The sequence below is a fragment of the Streptomyces sp. NPDC020965 genome (genome assembly GCF_044333555.1).
Classification (GTDB): Bacteria; Actinomycetota; Actinomycetes; order Streptomycetales; family Streptomycetaceae; genus Streptomyces.
On record NZ_JBIRRE010000012.1, the window covers coordinates 25,496 to 41,270 of the forward strand.

The 15,775-nt window shown below is 68.3% G+C and carries 17 protein-coding genes and 1 CRISPR repeat array; of the genes, 10 read left to right on the forward strand and 7 right to left on the reverse strand.

Annotated features, from left to right (window positions below):
- Nucleotides 1-144: 144 nt before the first annotated feature.
- The 5 genes from ACH4S7_RS30120 (at nucleotide 145) to ACH4S7_RS30140 (ending at nucleotide 3,604) form a co-directional block, all read left to right on the forward strand.
- Nucleotides 145-993: a helix-turn-helix domain-containing protein gene (locus tag ACH4S7_RS30120; RefSeq protein WP_398524504.1), complete on the forward strand. Its 849-nt coding sequence runs from the start codon at nucleotides 145-147 to the stop codon at nucleotides 991-993.
- A 10-nt stretch (nucleotides 994-1,003) separates the two neighbouring features.
- Complete coding sequence (locus tag ACH4S7_RS30125; RefSeq protein WP_398524505.1) at nucleotides 1,004-1,204, forward strand: DUF397 domain-containing protein; 201 nt, start codon at nucleotides 1,004-1,006, stop codon at nucleotides 1,202-1,204.
- A gap of 265 nt (nucleotides 1,205-1,469) precedes the next feature.
- The gene (locus ACH4S7_RS30130) at nucleotides 1,470-2,231 is read left to right on the forward strand and encodes a hyaluronoglucosaminidase (RefSeq protein ID WP_398524506.1); all 762 of its coding nucleotides are present in this window, start codon (nucleotides 1,470-1,472) and stop codon (nucleotides 2,229-2,231) included.
- Between the two features lie 70 nt (nucleotides 2,232-2,301).
- Nucleotides 2,302-2,520 carry a hypothetical protein gene (locus tag ACH4S7_RS30135; RefSeq protein WP_398524507.1) on the forward strand — a complete coding sequence of 73 codons (219 nt, stop codon included), beginning with the start codon at nucleotides 2,302-2,304 and terminating at the stop codon, nucleotides 2,518-2,520.
- Nucleotides 2,521-2,929: 409 nt separating this feature from the next.
- Nucleotides 2,930-3,604, forward strand: a complete 675-nt coding sequence (locus ACH4S7_RS30140) for a hypothetical protein (protein ID WP_398524508.1) — start codon at nucleotides 2,930-2,932, stop codon at nucleotides 3,602-3,604.
- Between the two features lie 188 nt (nucleotides 3,605-3,792).
- Here the strand turns inward: ACH4S7_RS30140 and ACH4S7_RS30145 are convergent, their stop codons facing one another.
- Nucleotides 3,793-5,067, reverse strand: a complete 1,275-nt coding sequence (locus ACH4S7_RS30145; RefSeq protein WP_398524509.1) for a serine hydrolase domain-containing protein — start codon at nucleotides 5,065-5,067, stop codon at nucleotides 3,793-3,795.
- A 426-nt stretch (nucleotides 5,068-5,493) separates the two neighbouring features.
- Here ACH4S7_RS30145 and ACH4S7_RS30150 point away from each other — a divergent pair, with 426 nt between their 5' ends.
- Complete coding sequence (locus ACH4S7_RS30150; RefSeq protein ID WP_398524510.1) at nucleotides 5,494-7,299, forward strand: bifunctional metallophosphatase/5'-nucleotidase; 1,806 nt, start codon at nucleotides 5,494-5,496, stop codon at nucleotides 7,297-7,299.
- A 112-nt stretch (nucleotides 7,300-7,411) separates the two neighbouring features.
- Nucleotides 7,412-8,281 carry a phosphatidylinositol-specific phospholipase C gene (locus ACH4S7_RS30155; RefSeq protein ID WP_398524511.1) on the forward strand — a complete coding sequence of 290 codons (870 nt, stop codon included), beginning with the start codon at nucleotides 7,412-7,414 and terminating at the stop codon, nucleotides 8,279-8,281.
- 382 nt (nucleotides 8,282-8,663) lie between these two features.
- On the opposite strand, the gene cyaB is transcribed toward ACH4S7_RS30155, so the two are convergent.
- On the reverse strand, nucleotides 8,664-9,260 hold the full coding sequence (gene cyaB / locus ACH4S7_RS30160) for a class IV adenylate cyclase (protein ID WP_398524512.1): 597 nt from the start codon (nucleotides 9,258-9,260) through the stop codon (nucleotides 8,664-8,666).
- A 14-nt stretch (nucleotides 9,261-9,274) separates the two neighbouring features.
- Nucleotides 9,275-10,120, reverse strand: coding sequence for a helix-turn-helix domain-containing protein (locus tag ACH4S7_RS30165; protein ID WP_398524513.1), 846 nt, complete (start codon nucleotides 10,118-10,120; stop codon nucleotides 9,275-9,277).
- A gap of 321 nt (nucleotides 10,121-10,441) precedes the next feature.
- Between ACH4S7_RS30165 and ACH4S7_RS30170 the strand changes: the two genes are divergently transcribed.
- The 3 genes from ACH4S7_RS30170 (at nucleotide 10,442) to hemC (ending at nucleotide 13,071) form a co-directional block, all read left to right on the forward strand.
- Nucleotides 10,442-10,921, forward strand: a complete 480-nt coding sequence (locus ACH4S7_RS30170; RefSeq protein WP_398524514.1) for a hypothetical protein — start codon at nucleotides 10,442-10,444, stop codon at nucleotides 10,919-10,921.
- The gene (locus ACH4S7_RS30175; RefSeq protein WP_398524515.1) at nucleotides 10,918-11,082 is read left to right on the forward strand and encodes a hypothetical protein; all 165 of its coding nucleotides are present in this window, start codon (nucleotides 10,918-10,920) and stop codon (nucleotides 11,080-11,082) included. Before ACH4S7_RS30170 ends, ACH4S7_RS30175 begins: the two co-directional genes overlap by 4 nt.
- Before the next feature lie 119 nt (nucleotides 11,083-11,201).
- Nucleotides 11,202-11,715: direct repeats of the CRISPR family, unit length 26 nt; unit sequence GGGACCACCCCCGCGTGCGCGGGGAC.
- 423 nt (nucleotides 11,716-12,138) lie between these two features.
- Nucleotides 12,139-13,071, forward strand: coding sequence for a hydroxymethylbilane synthase (gene hemC, locus ACH4S7_RS30180; RefSeq protein WP_398524516.1), 933 nt, complete (start codon nucleotides 12,139-12,141; stop codon nucleotides 13,069-13,071).
- On the opposite strand, the gene ACH4S7_RS30185 is transcribed toward hemC, so the two are convergent.
- From ACH4S7_RS30185 to ACH4S7_RS30200, 4 genes are all read right to left on the reverse strand, one after another.
- Complete coding sequence (locus tag ACH4S7_RS30185; RefSeq protein WP_398524517.1) at nucleotides 13,064-14,011, reverse strand: hypothetical protein; 948 nt, start codon at nucleotides 14,009-14,011, stop codon at nucleotides 13,064-13,066. The genes hemC and ACH4S7_RS30185 overlap by 8 nt on opposite strands.
- Nucleotides 14,012-14,106: 95 nt before the next feature.
- Nucleotides 14,107-14,811: a hypothetical protein gene (locus ACH4S7_RS30190; protein ID WP_398524518.1), complete on the reverse strand. Its 705-nt coding sequence runs from the start codon at nucleotides 14,809-14,811 to the stop codon at nucleotides 14,107-14,109.
- 463 nt (nucleotides 14,812-15,274) lie between these two features.
- Entirely contained in the window at nucleotides 15,275-15,541 is a 267-nt protein-coding gene (locus ACH4S7_RS30195; RefSeq protein WP_398524519.1) for a hypothetical protein, read from the reverse strand.
- Nucleotides 15,538-15,684 carry a hypothetical protein gene (locus tag ACH4S7_RS30200; protein WP_398524520.1) on the reverse strand — a complete coding sequence of 49 codons (147 nt, stop codon included), beginning with the start codon at nucleotides 15,682-15,684 and terminating at the stop codon, nucleotides 15,538-15,540. The genes ACH4S7_RS30195 and ACH4S7_RS30200 overlap by 4 nt, the downstream gene beginning before the upstream one ends.
- Nucleotides 15,685-15,775: the final 91 nt, after the last annotated feature.

Consider the following 15,775-nt stretch of genomic DNA (forward strand, 5'->3'; position numbering starts at 1 on the left):
GGCGGAGGGCCGGGAAGGTGAGTCGCGCCGTCCAGAAGGGGCGCAACAGTGGGACGGCCGTCGCACTCTCCAGCGGGGTCCCGTGGCAGAGTGGTGCACACACTGTGGCCCGTGGGAGGGGACCCCCGGGCGGGGAGGAGAGCCATGCCACCGAGGAGCTATCCGACCGCCCGGCAGAAGCGGTTGGGGGCCGAGTTGCGGAGGCTGCGCGAGCGGGCGGGCATGTCCGGCAGCACCGCCGCCGCGTTCCTGGGGGGTGAGCGGGCCCAGATCAGCCATATCGAGTCGGGTCGTTACGGTGTCAGCGCCGAGCGGGTCCGCCGGCTCGCGGCCCATTACTCGGCCGGTGATCGCCATCTCGTGGACGCCCTGGCGGGGATGGCGGAGGAGCGCACCAAGGGGTGGTGGGAGGAGTTCCGGGGAGTGCTCTCACCCGGATTCCTCGATCTCGCGGAACTCGAACACCATGCGACTTTCATGCGCCGTATCCAGATGCTGCTCGTGCCGGGCCTCTTCCAGACCAGGGAGTACGCGCGGGAGCTGATCCTCGGTGGCATCTCCGATCTGCCGGCCGCCGAACTGGCCGCGCGGGTGGATCACCGAATGGCACGGCGCCGCGTTTTCGACCGGCCCGCGCCGCCGGAGTTCGAGGCGCTGGTGCACGAAGGTGCCCTGCGGATGCGGTACTGCACGTCCGAGACCATGCGCGGCCAGCTTGAATTCCTGGACGAGGTGTCGCGGTGGCCGAGTGTGACGGTGCGCATCATTCCCTTCGACTCGCAGATCACCAGCTCGGCGCATTCGATGCTGTATGCGGGTGCCTCGATTCCGCAGTTGGACACCGTGCAACTGGACAGCGCATTCGACGGCGGTTTTCTGGACGCGGAGGCGCAGCTCACGCGCTCTCGCGTCATGCTCGACTCGGTCAGGTCCATCGCGCTCGACCCCGATCAATCACGTACGTTCATCCGACGCGTCGCAAGGGAACTGTGAGTCACCGCGCATGACCGACCGAATCATCTGGCAGAAATCGTCGTTCTCGGGGCCGGACAACAATCAGGACTGTGTCGAATTGGCGAGTGTCGACGGCCTCATCAAAATGCGAGAGAGCGATGATCCTGAGCTGATCGTCACCACGTCGGTCGATAAACTCCGGGCGTTCATCCTGGGGGTGAAGGCGGGGGAGTTCGACCATTTGGTCTGAGCCTGTCCTCCGTCGGTCGGCCGGGTTCCGACGCTGGTGCTGGTGCTGGTGCTGGTGCTGGTGCGGAAGCGGGTGCGCGGGGGTGCCAGGGTGCGGGGGCGTGGGGTGCGCGGGGGGCGTGGGGTGCGTGTGCCCAGGGGTGCGGGGGTGCGGAAGATCCACGTGTTCGTACAACGTCGTACGACGCCATACAACCAAGGCGGTCGTTCGTGAGTCGCCATCCGTGATGCGCCATTCGTATGCGCACGCGATGGGAGAGGGCGATATGACTGTGAATCGGAGACTGTTCCTCGGAGGCTTCACCGCCGGCGCCGTGACCGTGGCGGGGACGGCGGTGGCCACGACCCCGGCCGCCGCCGCCACGCCCACCGACCCCGGCACCTTCGACACGCTGGTGAAGGCGCCCGGTTTCCGGGCGGACTCGACCGTCACCGCGGGGATCCTCAAGACGACGTCCACGACCGAACACGCCGTCACCGTCATGCAGGGGGCCGCCTCCGGCACGGGTGTGGCACTGAACATCGTCTCGCTCAACCCCGATATCTCCGCCGTCTACGTGACCGGCCGGGAGCGGAACCACGGCACCCTGAAGATCTCCCACCTCGGCCAGGCGACCGGGACCGACGCGGGGGCCGCCGCCCTCTCCATCGAACTCCACACCCCGGGGACGGCCGCACAGGGCATCTTCGTCACCGGGAAGAAGGACGTGCCGGGAGTCCCGGACACCCACACCACCGGCAACCTCATCACCCTCCGCAACAACGAGCGCGACGAATTCGTGGTGAAGGGCAGCGGACGCGTCGGCATCGGCATGGGCATCGGGTCGAACCCCTGGGCGCAGTTGCACGTCGTCCAGCAGCAGGGTGTGAACTCGGCGGTGATGGTCGAGGGCTCGGTGCGGGTCGTCAACGCGGCGACCGTGCCGACCGGTGTCGACCAGCGCGGCGGCGGCGCGCTCTACGCGGAGAACGGCGCGCTGAAGTGGCGCGGCTCCGGCGGGACCGTCACCGTGATCGCCCCCGCCTGAGCGAGCCGGTCCCACCGTACTGCCCGTACCGCCCGTAGCCCCTGTACCACCCGTACCACTGGAGAAGCTGATGCAACTGACCCCTGAGCAACTGGTCTCGGAGTTCCATGACGCCGTCATGGAGCTGTACTTCGCGCGGAAACGGATCGCGCTGCTGGAGGCGGACAACGCGGAGTTGACGGCGACGATAGCGGCGTACGCGGCGGCGCAGACGGTGGCGGAGCCGCCCGCCGGGGACGCGGACAGGGACGGGGACGGGGTGGGCGAGGCGGCCGAGTCGGCCGCCTGACCCGCCGGGCGGAGGGTGCCTGCTGGGGACTTTTCGCCCGGTGGGTGCCCTCCACGGTGCGGTTCGCCAGGTCCGCTCCCCGGCCGGTGGGGTGGTGTCGGATCCGGACCCCATGTCGGGTGTCAGGTCCGGGCGCCGAGTCCGGGTGTCGGTTCGGCCTGTCAGGTCCGGTGTCAGGTCCGGGGTGTCAGGTACGGGATCGCACCCGCACTCCCCCTCCCCTCCGCTTCCCGGGGCGCGTGGTGAAGGTGGTGCGTGGCGGGTGCGGTGCGCGGTATGCGCGGTGCAACTGTGTGACGTCCCACTGTTGCGCCCTGCTTTCTGTGGCGCTACGGTCGCTGTGCGTCGCCAACACGGACGACTCCCCCGGCAGGGTTTCCGCCCTCGCCGCCGCGACAGGAGGCGAGACATGCTCGCGCCGTCCCACATAGCAGAACGAGACCGTTCCACCCGTCGGGACCGCTCGACGGACCGATCCGGTACGGCGTCCCGCCCCGGTTCGGCTGACCGGCCGTACGCGGAGAGCCGGCCGGACTCCCCGAGGCCCCCGTGGCCGCCGCACCACCCGCCCGTACGCCCCGGTCTCTGGTCCGAACTGCTGCTGCACCGCCCCTGTGGCGAGGACGAGGACGAACAGCCCCCGGAGCCGCTGGAGTTGTCCGTCCCCGCCAGTCCGCGCCGGGCCGTTCGCGCCCTGCGCGCGTCGGTGGCCGCCGTGGCCGCCCGGATGTCGCCGCGCGACCGTCGCGCGATCGGTGAGGCGCTCGCCGATCAGGGGGAGGGGACGGACGACGGCCGTCCCGGCGATGTGCAGGCGCTGGCCGCGCTGCACCGTGGCAGGCCGGTCGGCTTCGCGTTCACCGCGCAGAACGGTGAACACCTCGAATGGTCCGTACGCCCGGTGCTGTTCCTGGTCCTCGTCCATGAGGGCGCCTCGTGCGGGTCCGGCGACGGAGCGCCTGGCCGGGTCGCCACCCTGGAACCGTCCCGCGCCAGGCCCCCGGGGCAGCCCCAGCGACTCGCCCCACCGCTCGGCCCGTCCCGGCTGCCGGCCGCTCCCGGCCAGACGCCCGCGGTGGCGTGATCCCTCCCGGCCTCTCGCTCGGAGCCGTTCCGCCGTGCGGTCGTTCCACCGGGACTGCCCGGGACTGCCCGGGACCGTGAGCCCCGCCCGGGACTGCCCGGGACTGCCCGTGACCGCCCGCGACCGTGAGCCCCGGTCGCGGGCGTCCAGGAGCGGGGTCGCCCGGCCGGTGAGTCACCGGCGCCGGGTCACCGCAGCCGGGTCGGTGCGCCCGCCTCGATGCTGGCGCCTACCTTGCTTCCGCCGCCCGCCTTGATGCCGACGCCGCAGAATTCCGCCTCCACCAGATTGGCCGGCCCCATCGTCCAGTCCCCATTGAGGTTGTACGCGATGGAGTGGCGGCCGTCCTCCGTCGCGCCCGCCACTGAAAGCGAGCCCGCGATACCCCCGCTGTGCCCCCACACCTGAGTACCGCAGCTCGTGGTGTGCCGCGAGATCCCCAGCCCGTACCCGGAGCGCTGATTCTCCGTCGCTACGGTCGTCTTCATCGCGGCGAGCTGCTTCTTCGACAGCAGATCACCCCGGAGCAGCGCCCGGAAGAAACGGTTCAGATCTCCGGTCGAGGAGATGATGTCGCCGTCCGCCCAGCCCTGCGATCCATTCATCAGGGTGATGTCGTAGGTCTTCGCGGGCAGCGGGAGGTACAGCTTGGAGTAATGCCGGCTGCTCGGCTTCGGCAGGTACGGGCTGTTGCCCGGATTGGTGGTGGAGCGCAGCCCCAGCGGTTTGATGATCCGCTGGCGGATCTCCCGCTCGTAGGTGTGGCCGGTGACCTTCTCGATGATCAGCCCGGCCAGTACGTAATTGGTGTTGGAGTACTCGTGCCGGGCGCCCGGCTGGAACACCGGCGGATGTCCCATCGCCACGCTGACGTGGTACTCCGGGGCCAGGGTGGCGAACCGGTTCTTCAGGAACCCCTCGCCGACCAGGTACTTCGCCGCGTAGTCCGGGTCGGCGAGATAGTCGAAGATCCCGCTGGTGTGGTTGAGGAGCTGCCGTACGGTGATCTTCCCGCCGTCGTTTCCGTTGCCCTGTACGGCTCCGGGCAGATGCCGCTCGACCGTGTCGTCCAGGTCGAGCTTCCCCTCGCCTTCCAGTTGGAGCAGCACGGTCGCGACGAAGGTCTTGGTGATGCTGGCGATCCGGAAGCGGTCGTCCGCCCCGCGCGGTGTGCCGGTCCTCAGGTTCCCGACGCCCGATGTGCCCTTCCAGACCTCGCGTCCGTCCTGCGTCTGCGCGGTGACGCCGGGGATGCCCGCCGCCACAGTGGCGTCCATCGCCCGCTGTGTCGGTCCGTGCCCCGGGTCCGGCGCCGTCTGGGCCGATGCCGTCTGGGCCGATGCCGCCTGGGCCGGCGCGGCTTGGGCCGGTGTGCCGAGGGTCGTGACGGCCACCGCCGCCGCGACGAGTCCCACCGCGCCCGTGCGCGCGAACCGTGCTGGTGTCCTGCCGTTGCTTCTCACGCTGCCCCAACCTCTGTGAGTGGTGTCGTCCCTGCGCTCATACGTGGCTCGCCCGGTGACTGACCGCGGGGCTGCTCGCTGCCGGCCGCCCCTCGGTATCCCCTCCACCTCGGCTCCCCTTTCACCTCGGTATCCCTTTCACCTCGGTCACCGTCACTGAGAGGGACCGCGCGCCGTACGCGGGGGTTGAACTGTCCGGCGCGATCGGCCGCGTATGGCCCCGAAACCGCTCGCGAAGGGCTTGAATCCGATGTATCGGACGTCAATGGAGTATCGGATCCGGCGTCGAAGTGGGCCGAAGGCGCGCGAAGGAGACAGTCGATGGCAACCAGGTCGTAACCTCTACCCTCTGTCGCGCTACGCGCGTTGACCTTAGGCTGCGGCTCGCACACCCCATACCACCCGCCCTCACGAACAAGGGGAAAGATGTCAGCCAGACCGCACAGGAACCGACGCCGCCTCCTCGGCGCGGTCGCCGGACTGACCACCATCGGCGCGCTGGTCGCCGCGATGCCCGCGGGATCGGTGGACGCGTATGAGCGCGGCCACGGCCACGGTCATGGACACGGCCGTACGGTCGACGTCCAGTTGCTCTCCTTCAACGACCTCCACGGAAACCTGGAGCCCCCGTCGGGCTCGGGCGGCAGGGTCACCCACACCAACCCCGACGGCACCACCCGGACCATCGACGCGGGCGGTGTCGAGTACCTCGCCACCCATCTGCGCGAGGCGCGTAAGGGCAACCGCTACTCCGTCACCGCGGCCGCCGGCGACATGATCGGCGCGACCCCGCTGATATCGGGGCTCTTCCACGACGAGCCCACCATCGAGGCGCTGAACAAGCTGGACCTCGATGTCTCCTCGGTCGGCAACCACGAGTTCGACGAGGGCGCTAAGGAACTCGCCCGCATCCAGAACGGCGGCTGCCACCCCACCGAGGGCTGCTACGAGAAGGGCAAGAAGTTCAAGGGCGCGGACTTCCCCTACCTCACCGCCAATGTGACGCACGAGAAGAACGGCCGCCCGCTGCTCGACCCGTACTTCATCTGGAAGAAGAACGGCGTCAAGATCGGCTTCATCGGTGTGACCCTGGAGGGCACGCCGGACATCGTCAACGCGGCGGGCATCAAGGGCCTGAAGTTCGGTGACGAGATCGAGGCCATCAACAAGTACACGAAGATCCTGGAGCGCCAGGGCGTCAAGTCGATCGTCGCCCTGCTGCACGAGGGCGGCTCGCCCGCCTCCTCCTCGTACAACTACAACTGCGACAGCCCCGGTCCCGGCGACGGTATCTCCGGCCCGATCGTGGACATCGCCAAGAACGTCAGCCCGCAGGTCGACGCGCTGGTCACCGGCCACACGCACCAGGCGTACGCGTGCACCATCCCCGACCCGGCGGGCAACCCGCGCACGGTCACGTCGGCGGCGTCGGCCGGCCGGCTGTACACGGACACCACGCTGACGTACGACCGTCGGACGAAGGACATCGTCCGCACCTCCGTGGCCTCGGCCAACCACGTCGTCACCCGTGACGTGCCCAAGGCCGCCGACATGACTCAGTTGATCCAGCGCTGGAACGCGCTGGCCGCGCCGATCGCGAGCCGTCCGGTCGGCCATATCGCCGCCGACATCGACAACCCGCAGGCCATCGAGCGGCCGCTCGGCAACCTGATCGCGGACGCGCAGCTCGCGGCCCTGGCCCCCGCCGACAAGGGCGGCGCCGAGCTGGCGCTGATGAACCCCGGCGGCATCCGCGCGCCCCTGGTGCACAAGGCCGGCGGTGCCGAGGGCGACGGTGTGGTGACCTACGGCGAGGCGTTCACCGTCCAGCCGTTCACCAACATGATGAACGTGGTCTCGCTGACGGGCGCCCAGTTGACCACCGCGCTGCGCCAGCAGGTCAGCGGGTCCAACCAGGGCTCCCCGAAGATCCTCCAGGTGTCGAAGGGCTTCACGTACACCCTGGACATGACGAAGACGGGTGCCGACCGGGTCGTCACCGACTCGATCAGGCTGAACGGCGCGCCGATCGACCCGGCGAAGTCGTACCGGGTCGCGATGAACGAGTTCCTGACCGGCGGCGGCGACGGGTTCGCCGTACTGAAGGAGCACACGAACAAGCTGGTGGGCGCGTCTGACCTGGACGTCCTGCTGACCTACCTGGCCACCAACTCCTCCGCGACGGCGCCGCTGGCGCCTCCGGCGATCGGCCGGATCACGGTCGTCCAGTAATCGCCTGACTGAGCATGGGGCGGCGGTTGGCCTTCGACGGCCACCGCCGCCTCACGCCTATCACCAGCCCTGATGCTGGCGGGAGTTGACGTGCTCCCCTCATAATCCCGTCATGGACAGACGGAGCTTCCTCACCGGCGCCGCGGCCCTCACCGCCGCGGCCACCCTCGTTCCCGCACCGTTCGCGACCGCCGCGCCCCGGCGTGCCCTGTCCACCCGGGACTGGCTGGCGGGCCACCCCGACTCCACCGCCCTCCAGCGGCTGACGATCCCCGGCACCCATGACTCCGGCGCCCGCTTCGGCGGCCCCTGGGCGGAGTGCCAGAACACCACCATCGGTGACCAGTTGATCAGCGGAATCCGCTTCCTGGACATCCGCTGCCGGGTCACCGGCGACTCGTACGCCATCCACCACGGGGCCGCGTTCCAGAACATGATGTTCGGCGATGTGCTCATATCCTGCCGCGACTTCCTCCAGGCGAACCCCTCGGAAACCGTGCTGATGCGGGTCAAACAGGAGTACTCGAACGAGAGCGACGCCACCTTCCGCGGGGTCTTCGACACCTACCTCGACACCAAGGGCTGGCGCCCCCTCTTCCGCATCGGCGACGGGATACCCACCCTCGGCGCCTCCCGCGGCAAGGTCGTCCTCCTCGGCGACAACAACGGCCTCCCCGGCGTCCGGTACGCCGACAGCGCCCTCTTCGACATCCAGGACGACTGGAACGCCGTACCCGCCGCCAAATACCCCAAGATCGAGGCCCACTTCCGCAAGGCGACCCAGCAGCCGGGGAAGCTCTTCATCAACTACGTCAGCACCTCGGCCCTACTGCCACCCCGCTGGAACTCGAACGACCTCAACCCCCGCGTGCACACCTTCCTGGACGGCCCGGCGAACGGCTGGCGGGGACTGGGCATCGTGCCCCTCGACTATCCGAACACGCGCGCGGGTCTGGTGGGGTCGCTGATCCGGCACAACTAGTTGACGGTGTCTTCCGGCCTTCCGGGCCTGCTGTCTGTGCTGTGCCTATCTGCGTGCGGGTTGTCGGTCTGGCTGCATCGGCCGGGCAGCACGGGCGGTTCTCGATGCCGTACGGGGCGGATCCGGCTGGGTCGCCTTGCGGGGCGGTGAGCTGGGTGTGGGGCGCGCGGGGGTGGGCTGCGGGCTGTTTTGTGTGGGGGGAGCCCCGCGTGCGCGGGGACCACACCCGCCCGTACCCGGCCGCGCACTTCGCCGTGGGACCACCCCCGCGTGCGCGGGGACCACTCAGCGAGCCACGTTCCCATGCCCTTAATGCCGGGACCACCCCCGCGTGGGCGGGGACCACGCGTGCGCAACGGCATCGAGATACCGGGTCCAGGGATCACCCCCGCGTGCGCGGGGACCATGAGGGATGTACGGAGTCGCCTGTGCGTCGACTTCGTACCGCGTCGGTGTACAGCTCTCGCGTCACATCCTCCCTGTCGATGCCCAGTTCGGTGAGGAGTGCCCGAACATCGCTCAGGGCCGCCGCGAGGTCGGCTTCGTCGGACAGGGTCTCCAACTCCAGAAAAGTCCCTTCGAGTTCGGGCACGCGGACCAGGGTCGCCAGCATCCGACGACCCTTCGCTTCGAAGGCGTAGTTACGGCAGCGCTTCTCGAAGGCGATTGACGGTACGTATCCGAGGCCGCGCAGCACAGCGTGCACCGCCTCAGGGTCTTCCACCCCGGTCTCGCTTTCGGGCTTGGATCCGGACGCCAAGTCGACCGTAGTGTCCTTGAAGGTCAGCAGAGTGCGCGTCCTGCCGGCCGTTTCTACCGTGCGAACCCGGAGTTCCTGGTCCTTCGCGCCGAGCGTGCGATCGTGGGTGTCGTAGTAGGTGTCGAAGTACGTCTCGTCCCGACCTGACGCGAGGGCATCCAGCCGTCGTCGCATCCCCTCTGGCACATGGACCAGCGCCTTCAACTCAGCTTCGATCATCCTCTCTCCTCCTCTCAGACCGTGCGTTCCGCGCCGCTGATGAGCGCCTCGATCATGCGCCCGAAGCCTCGGAACAAAGGGCCATGGGGCGTCTCCATCACCTTGTATGTGGCCGACTCATGCCCCTCCCATTCGGCGTCGAAGGCGCCGACGAACATGGTGGAATCGATCCGGATCACACGCCATGTGGGCAGCGTTCCGTACCGATACACCCTGATGTCGCAGATACCGGCCAGTTCACGCAAACGGCCCTCCGTCAATCGCACGCCACTCGCCAAGGATTCTGCGGACTCGCCGATCTCCGCCGCTCGAAGAGCGAGCGAGGGCGCGTCCGGGTCGAGCAGCAGCACGCGGACACTTAACGCGCCTTCCGTACACGTGAGACAGTCGCGCAGCATCGAATCGTTGAGGCCGATGAGACCGAGACCCCGCACAGCGAGGATGTCGAGTTCGGTCGCGGAGCGGGCGAGTCGCTGAATCTCCTGTCGTGCTGACGCCTGTGCCGCGTACACGTGGACCACTTCGGGGAAGTCGGACAGATCGAAAGCTGTCCCGCCGTGTTGCTCTTCCTTGTTGGCCGCCAGACCAAGGAGTTGCCGGGTGGCGTTTGGCATGGTCAGCCCGTTCGCGATCCGTTCGTACACGTCGAGCCTGCTGACTTCGCGTCGGCCGTTGATGATCTCGTTGACTCGGGCCTGCGTCATGCCGACGGCAGTCGCGATCCGAGCCTGGCTGGCGCCGCTGTACCGCTGCACGCACCGGAACACTGCACCCATGTCGCGTGCGCGGAGTGCTTGGCGGACGTCGGCTCGTTCCCACGCCCAGTCGGGTAAGTCGATCGAAGCGAGTGGCGTCGCCATGGCCGGGCTCCCCGATATCCATGAATGGGATGGGAAATCATCCCACGGTGAGATTACCGCTTGGGTATCGAGTGGTTACGCAAAGTCGCAAGATCCTGGGGGCATGAAGACGAGAACCGGTGCCCGAAACGACTCTCAAGCACCCTGGCGCCGACCGCTGATGGGAAGCAATCCGATGCCAGGGGCCGGATCAGCCGCACGGCAGTACCGCGCCACAGCCCCTCATCGGATCGGCCTCGTTGAATCCGTTGAGGAAGGTCGGTGGACCGAGGCAGGAGGTTCCCGGTCGGTGTCGCCTTCTTCGGGCGTACGGAAGCGGCCATGAGGATCAGCACGGACAGCGCGATCGGACGTTGGCTCGCGGAGTCGCTCGCCGCGCCGCACGAGGCGTGGCAGGACTGGCAGGTGGACCGGTTCACGATGCTGCCGACCGGTCGGCGGTTCGACGCCGTCCGGATGCCTGGCGAGCTGGTGCACGCGGCGATCGGGGACAGCGGCCACGTCGTCGTCGCCGGGGTCCTGTCGGCGGCGCTGTCGGGCCCGGTCGTCCGCGACCCCCGCTGGTATTACGCACTGGTCCCGCCCCGGACCACCGAGACCTGGACCTGCGGCCTCACCCGCTGCCTGGGCCGGGGCGCCTGGCTCGTCGTACCCCGCACCGACCAGACCCACCACACCGGCCTCCACTGGTGCGTCCCCATGACCCACCCGGGCCGTCTCTGCGACCCCACCACCGTCGCCGCCCTGATCAGTCTCGGACACCAGCGGATCCAGAACACCCGGCAAGGAACCACACCATGACCGCCACCGAATACTGCCTCTTCTGCCAACAACCCGTCCCCGCAACCCCCGACAACCGCGTCGGCGACGACTTCTCCGCATCCGGCGCCCGCCCCACCCCCCACGCCCACCCCGAATGCGGCCCCCAAACCCAACCGAACACAGCCCTCCGTCGAAACTGAAACCGTGCGGATGAGTAGGTCGGCGGTGGTCGCCCCAACTGCGGAATCACCGTTCTGCCGCCTTGTGAAACCTGGCGGAGGTGACTTGAGGCGGCTGCCTTCCGAACAGAGGGCTTGATAGGACCACCCCCGCGTGCGCGGGGACCACATCGCGGTGTACTCCAGCGCGTAAAGCCGTTCGGGACCACCCCCGCGTGCGCGGGGACCACGCGTCAGCGAGAGTGATGATGTCGGGGACACTGGGACCACCCCCGCGTGCGCGGGGACTACTGCGTGATGAGCTGCGCGAATATCCGAAAGTAGGGACCACCCCCGCGTGCGCGGGGACTACGAAGTGCGCGCACTGGAACGGCGCGGCGAATCGGGACCACCCCCGCGTGCGCGGGGACTACGACCGTCCGGATATCGATGCCGCCGTGTCGAAGGGACTACCCCCGCGTGCGTGGGGACTACCGACGTCACCGTGAGCCGGATCGGCGGGTCGGCGGACCACCCCCGCGTGCGCGGGGACTACCCAGTGCCGGCACCGGCCGTGCTCGCCGCAGCGGGACCACCCCCGCGTGCGCGGGGACTACTACCTCGGTAGGGCCCGCCTTGGTCAGAGCGGGGGACCACCCCCGCGTGCGCGGGGACTACCCTTCGTGACCTGCGGTTTTAGCCGGGCGGGAGCCGGTTTTTGCCCACTTCCCGAGGTTCGGACATAGGAACCTTTTGGTGTGAGAGGGGGTGTGTGAGGACCGTCAGAGTGAGTCACGTCGCCCAAGGATCAGGTCCAGTAACACGATAGCCAGGTGGCGTCGTTCAGATGACCGCATCGTTGTGTTGTGAGGGTGTCGAAGTAGCGATCCTGTTGTACGGGGTGAGGGTCGGCGCCTCCCCGGCCCTGGCATCGCCCGTGCTCCTCGCGGAGGGTCCGTTCCATGCGCGGCCCCAGGTGCCGACGAGTGCAGTCGCGTCGGCATAGTTCTCGGCCCTTCCCGACCTGCTGTCTGCATGAGCACTTATTGCACGCTCATAGCCTTGTGGCAACCAGTCAGGCTTCGGAATGGGGTCTCCATGACCACGTACCTTGTCGGTTCCCGCGCAAGTAATCTCGCCAAAGCGCAGGTTCGCGAATACCTGCACCCCTTGCGCGAGCGCTTTCCCGAGATCACCTTTACGCATCGTGTGATCTTGGAAGGGGGCGACAAGGACCGCCGCTCTCTGTTGTCCGCTGTTTCTGCTGTCAGCGGCGGATCGGCATTCAGCAGCGAGCAGGAGGCGGCGCTCTCTCGCGGTGATGTGGACGTGGTGGTTCACTCGCTGAAAGACCTTCCCACGTCGAACCCTCGGGGACTCGTCCTGGTGCCGCCACCGGCTCGCGAGGACGTGCGCGACGCACTGTGTGGTTCGACCCTCGCGGGCCTGCGTAGGGGTGCGCGAATCGGTACGGGTGCGCCTCGCCGTATCGCTCAGCTACTCGCCGTACGCCCTGATCTTGAAGTGGTCCCGATCCGGGGGAATGTGCCGCCTCGCCTCAAGAAGATCGAAACCATGGGGCTGGACGCTGTGGTCCTGGCGGCGGCGGGGCTTCGCCGGCTCGGGCTCGATGACGCGATCGACGAGTTGTTGCCGCTCGACTTGTTCCCACCGAGCCCGGGGCAGGGCGCGCTCGGGATCCAGGTCCGCGAGGAGGACGCGGCCGTCCGGGCGGTTCTGTCCACGGTCGGCGATATGGCTGCGGACACGGAGGTGCTGGCGGAACGCGCACTGCTCGCCGAGCTGCACGGCGGGTGCAGTGTTCCCGTGGGCGCGTATGCCGAGAGCCTGCCCAATGGGGAACTCGCTCTCTTGGGTCAGGTGACCTCGCTCGATGGCCAGCAGCGCGTTTCCGGGACGCTGACCGGTCCGTCCGCAGAGCCGGAGAAGCTCGGTGCCGCCCTGGCCGGGGAATTGATCGACCAGGGCGCACGGACAATTCTCGATGCCGTACGGGGCGGATCTAGCTGAGTTGCCTCGCGAGGTCCCGAGCCGCGTAGGTGAGCGTGGCAGCCGCTCCGGCCCGCTTGAGCACGGCGACGAGTTCGAGCAGTAATCGGAAGTCGCGTACACCGGTCGAGGCGTCCAAGGGCGCGAGAGCGTTGTACTCACCGGAGACGGAGAACGGGAACAGCGGTACGCGGGTCTGCGCCCGGAGCATAGCGAGCACATCCGCGGTGAAAACGGCGGGCTCCAACAACAGCATGTCGGCCCCGTCCGCCACCATTTTCAACGCGGTGTCCACGAATTGATCGGATCGCGCCGGGTGGATCTGGAACTCCCGGTTGAGCCCCGCTTTGGGGGTGGCGCCCATGGTTTCGCGGAACAGGTCGTAGAGCCCGGACCAGAAGATCACATGTGGCATCACGCCAACGTTTCCGTGCCCACACTCGTTCAGCACGGCGCGGACCTGGTGGACCGTCCCGAGGACCATGGACGCCGGTCCGACGACGTCCGCCCCGGCTTCCGCGTGTGCGAGTGCTTGCGCTCCGGTGGCGTGCGCGGTGGCGGCCTCGTCCGGGCGCCCGCGCCGGTCGGACAGGTAGCAGACTCCACCCGTGGTGTACGAGCACAGGCAGGCTTCCGTCATCACCGCGATGCTCGGTTCGGCTTCCTTGGCCGCTTGGATGGCGCGGGCCATGATCGAGTCCGCGACCAGCGCGAGTTCCCCGGAGTCGTCACGCTCAGCGGACTCGGCGAACAGCTTCACTGACCGGATGCCGAGCCGGTGCGCGTCCCGGATCACACTGGGAATCTCGTCCACCGTGTACGTGGGCATGGGCCGGTCGGCTGCCTCCGCCGTGACGAGCAGGACCAGCGAAAGATCAGCCGGCGTCAGGGTCTGCTGTTCGAGCATGGAGCGGACCGCTTGGCGGCCTCGGAGCGGGGTCCTCGCAGTGGTGATGGCCATGTGTTCGTCCCTTCTCTCTTTGCGTCTGATCCGGGCCGACCGGCTCTGGGACGCTCGCCCAAGAGCGGCGATCGACAGCTCCGGGGCGGCAGTTGTTACTTCGGGTCGGGGGTGCTGGTGGGCAGGGTCATCTTCGGCGGAGTGTGCGGGTGGTTGCGGATTTCAATGCCGCAGTCGATGGCGCGGGAGGGGTTGTGTTCGGGGTGATCAGGGTTGTTGTGGGTCGTGCGCCAGGTGTCGAGGAGCGTGCAGAGGGTGCAGCCTGCGGTTGGGGTGGGGGTTTGTGGTGTCGGGAGCATGGGCAGCTCGATGGGTCGTTCCTGGCAGCCGTTCGATCCGGGCATTGGGTCGCTCACTCCGATGGGGGGTGGGTGGAACAGGCGCTGTTGGTGCGGGTGGTCATGCAGGAGGCGTTGGCGCTCGGGGTCGGTCAGGGTGAAGGAGCAGCGTCCTGGGTGGTGGAGGAAGAGGGTGCAGTGGTCGTCCGGGTCGGGTGGTGTGCCGGTGTCTCGGGGGCAGTCGGGCAGGACGAGGACGGTTTCGGGGTCGTGTCCGTCGGTCCATCGGGTCCATACGGCGTCGGGGCGGAAGGCGTAGAGGAGCCGGACGATGGCGAAGTGTGGCCCGGTGTGGTGCTGCTGAAGCTCGCAGCGCAGTCCGGTCATGACGTCGATGTCACCGCCGTCGACCGGCGCGGCGGTCAACGCGTCCAGGACCAGAGCGGGCGGCAGGACCTGCGTGACTCCGCAGAGGAACGCCTCCCGCGTCGGACGGTGATCGCTTCCGTGTTCCGGGGACACCGAACCACTCCTGTGAGCTGGAGGGAGAACACCTTCGGACCAACGCGAAGAGAACCGTCGGCAGATATCTCCGGCTCGGGACCCAGCCGTACGATCACGGGCCAGATCGCCAGCCGGAAGACGCCGTTGCCCCCGTCGTCCACGGTGAGGGTCAGGGGAGTGCCAGCCTTGAGCTGCGCTCGGACAGGGCTGCTCCGCTCGATGGCGTTGGCCCAGGCGCGGAGCCGGGTCGGCCCGTCCGGTCGGCTCCCTTGGAAGGCGGTTTCGTTGACCGGTCGGGCCCACACGGGGTCGAGCCCGTTGGCGATCCGCCGTGCCTGCCCGCACATCCACAACAGCGCCCGGCGCGGGGAGAATTCCGACGTGGTCGCGAGAACGTAGGCAACCGGCACGTCGCTGCCGTACACGGGACCTTCGGCGACCACGTCACAGTGGTAGGCACGCCACGGTTCGAGGGGGCCGCTCATGATGGATCGCCGCCGTCGCCCCGCTCCTCCAGCGCCCGTAACAGGGCTCGGTCGAACTCGATCCGCCGCCACCCCTCGGCCAGCTCCGCCTGCCACTCGCCGGCGAACTCCGGATCCTTCTCCAGGCGCCGTAACTCGCTTAGCAGAAGGCGGAGTTCACGTTCTTTCGGTGACAGCGGCCACAGAGTGCGTGGGAAGCGCGACCCTGACCGGGTCTCGGTGGCTCTCGCCACCAGGGTGAGCCATGTGTAGAGACGGGTCATGTGATCCGCCAGTGCTCGTGCTCCTCATTGACCTCCCGCACCCGCTCCCGCAATGAGCGAAGGCTTGGCGAGTCGCCGTCGGAGGTCGTGTCCAGGTCCGTGACGTGGTCCGCCGAGCCGGAGTGGCTCTGTTGGTCAGCCATCGTCTTGTCGCCCTTCGCTGAGTGCTGTGCCGTACTGATTCGTGCTCGCTCTAGGCAACTGGGCGGTCACGCACAGCGGTACCGTTGAAGC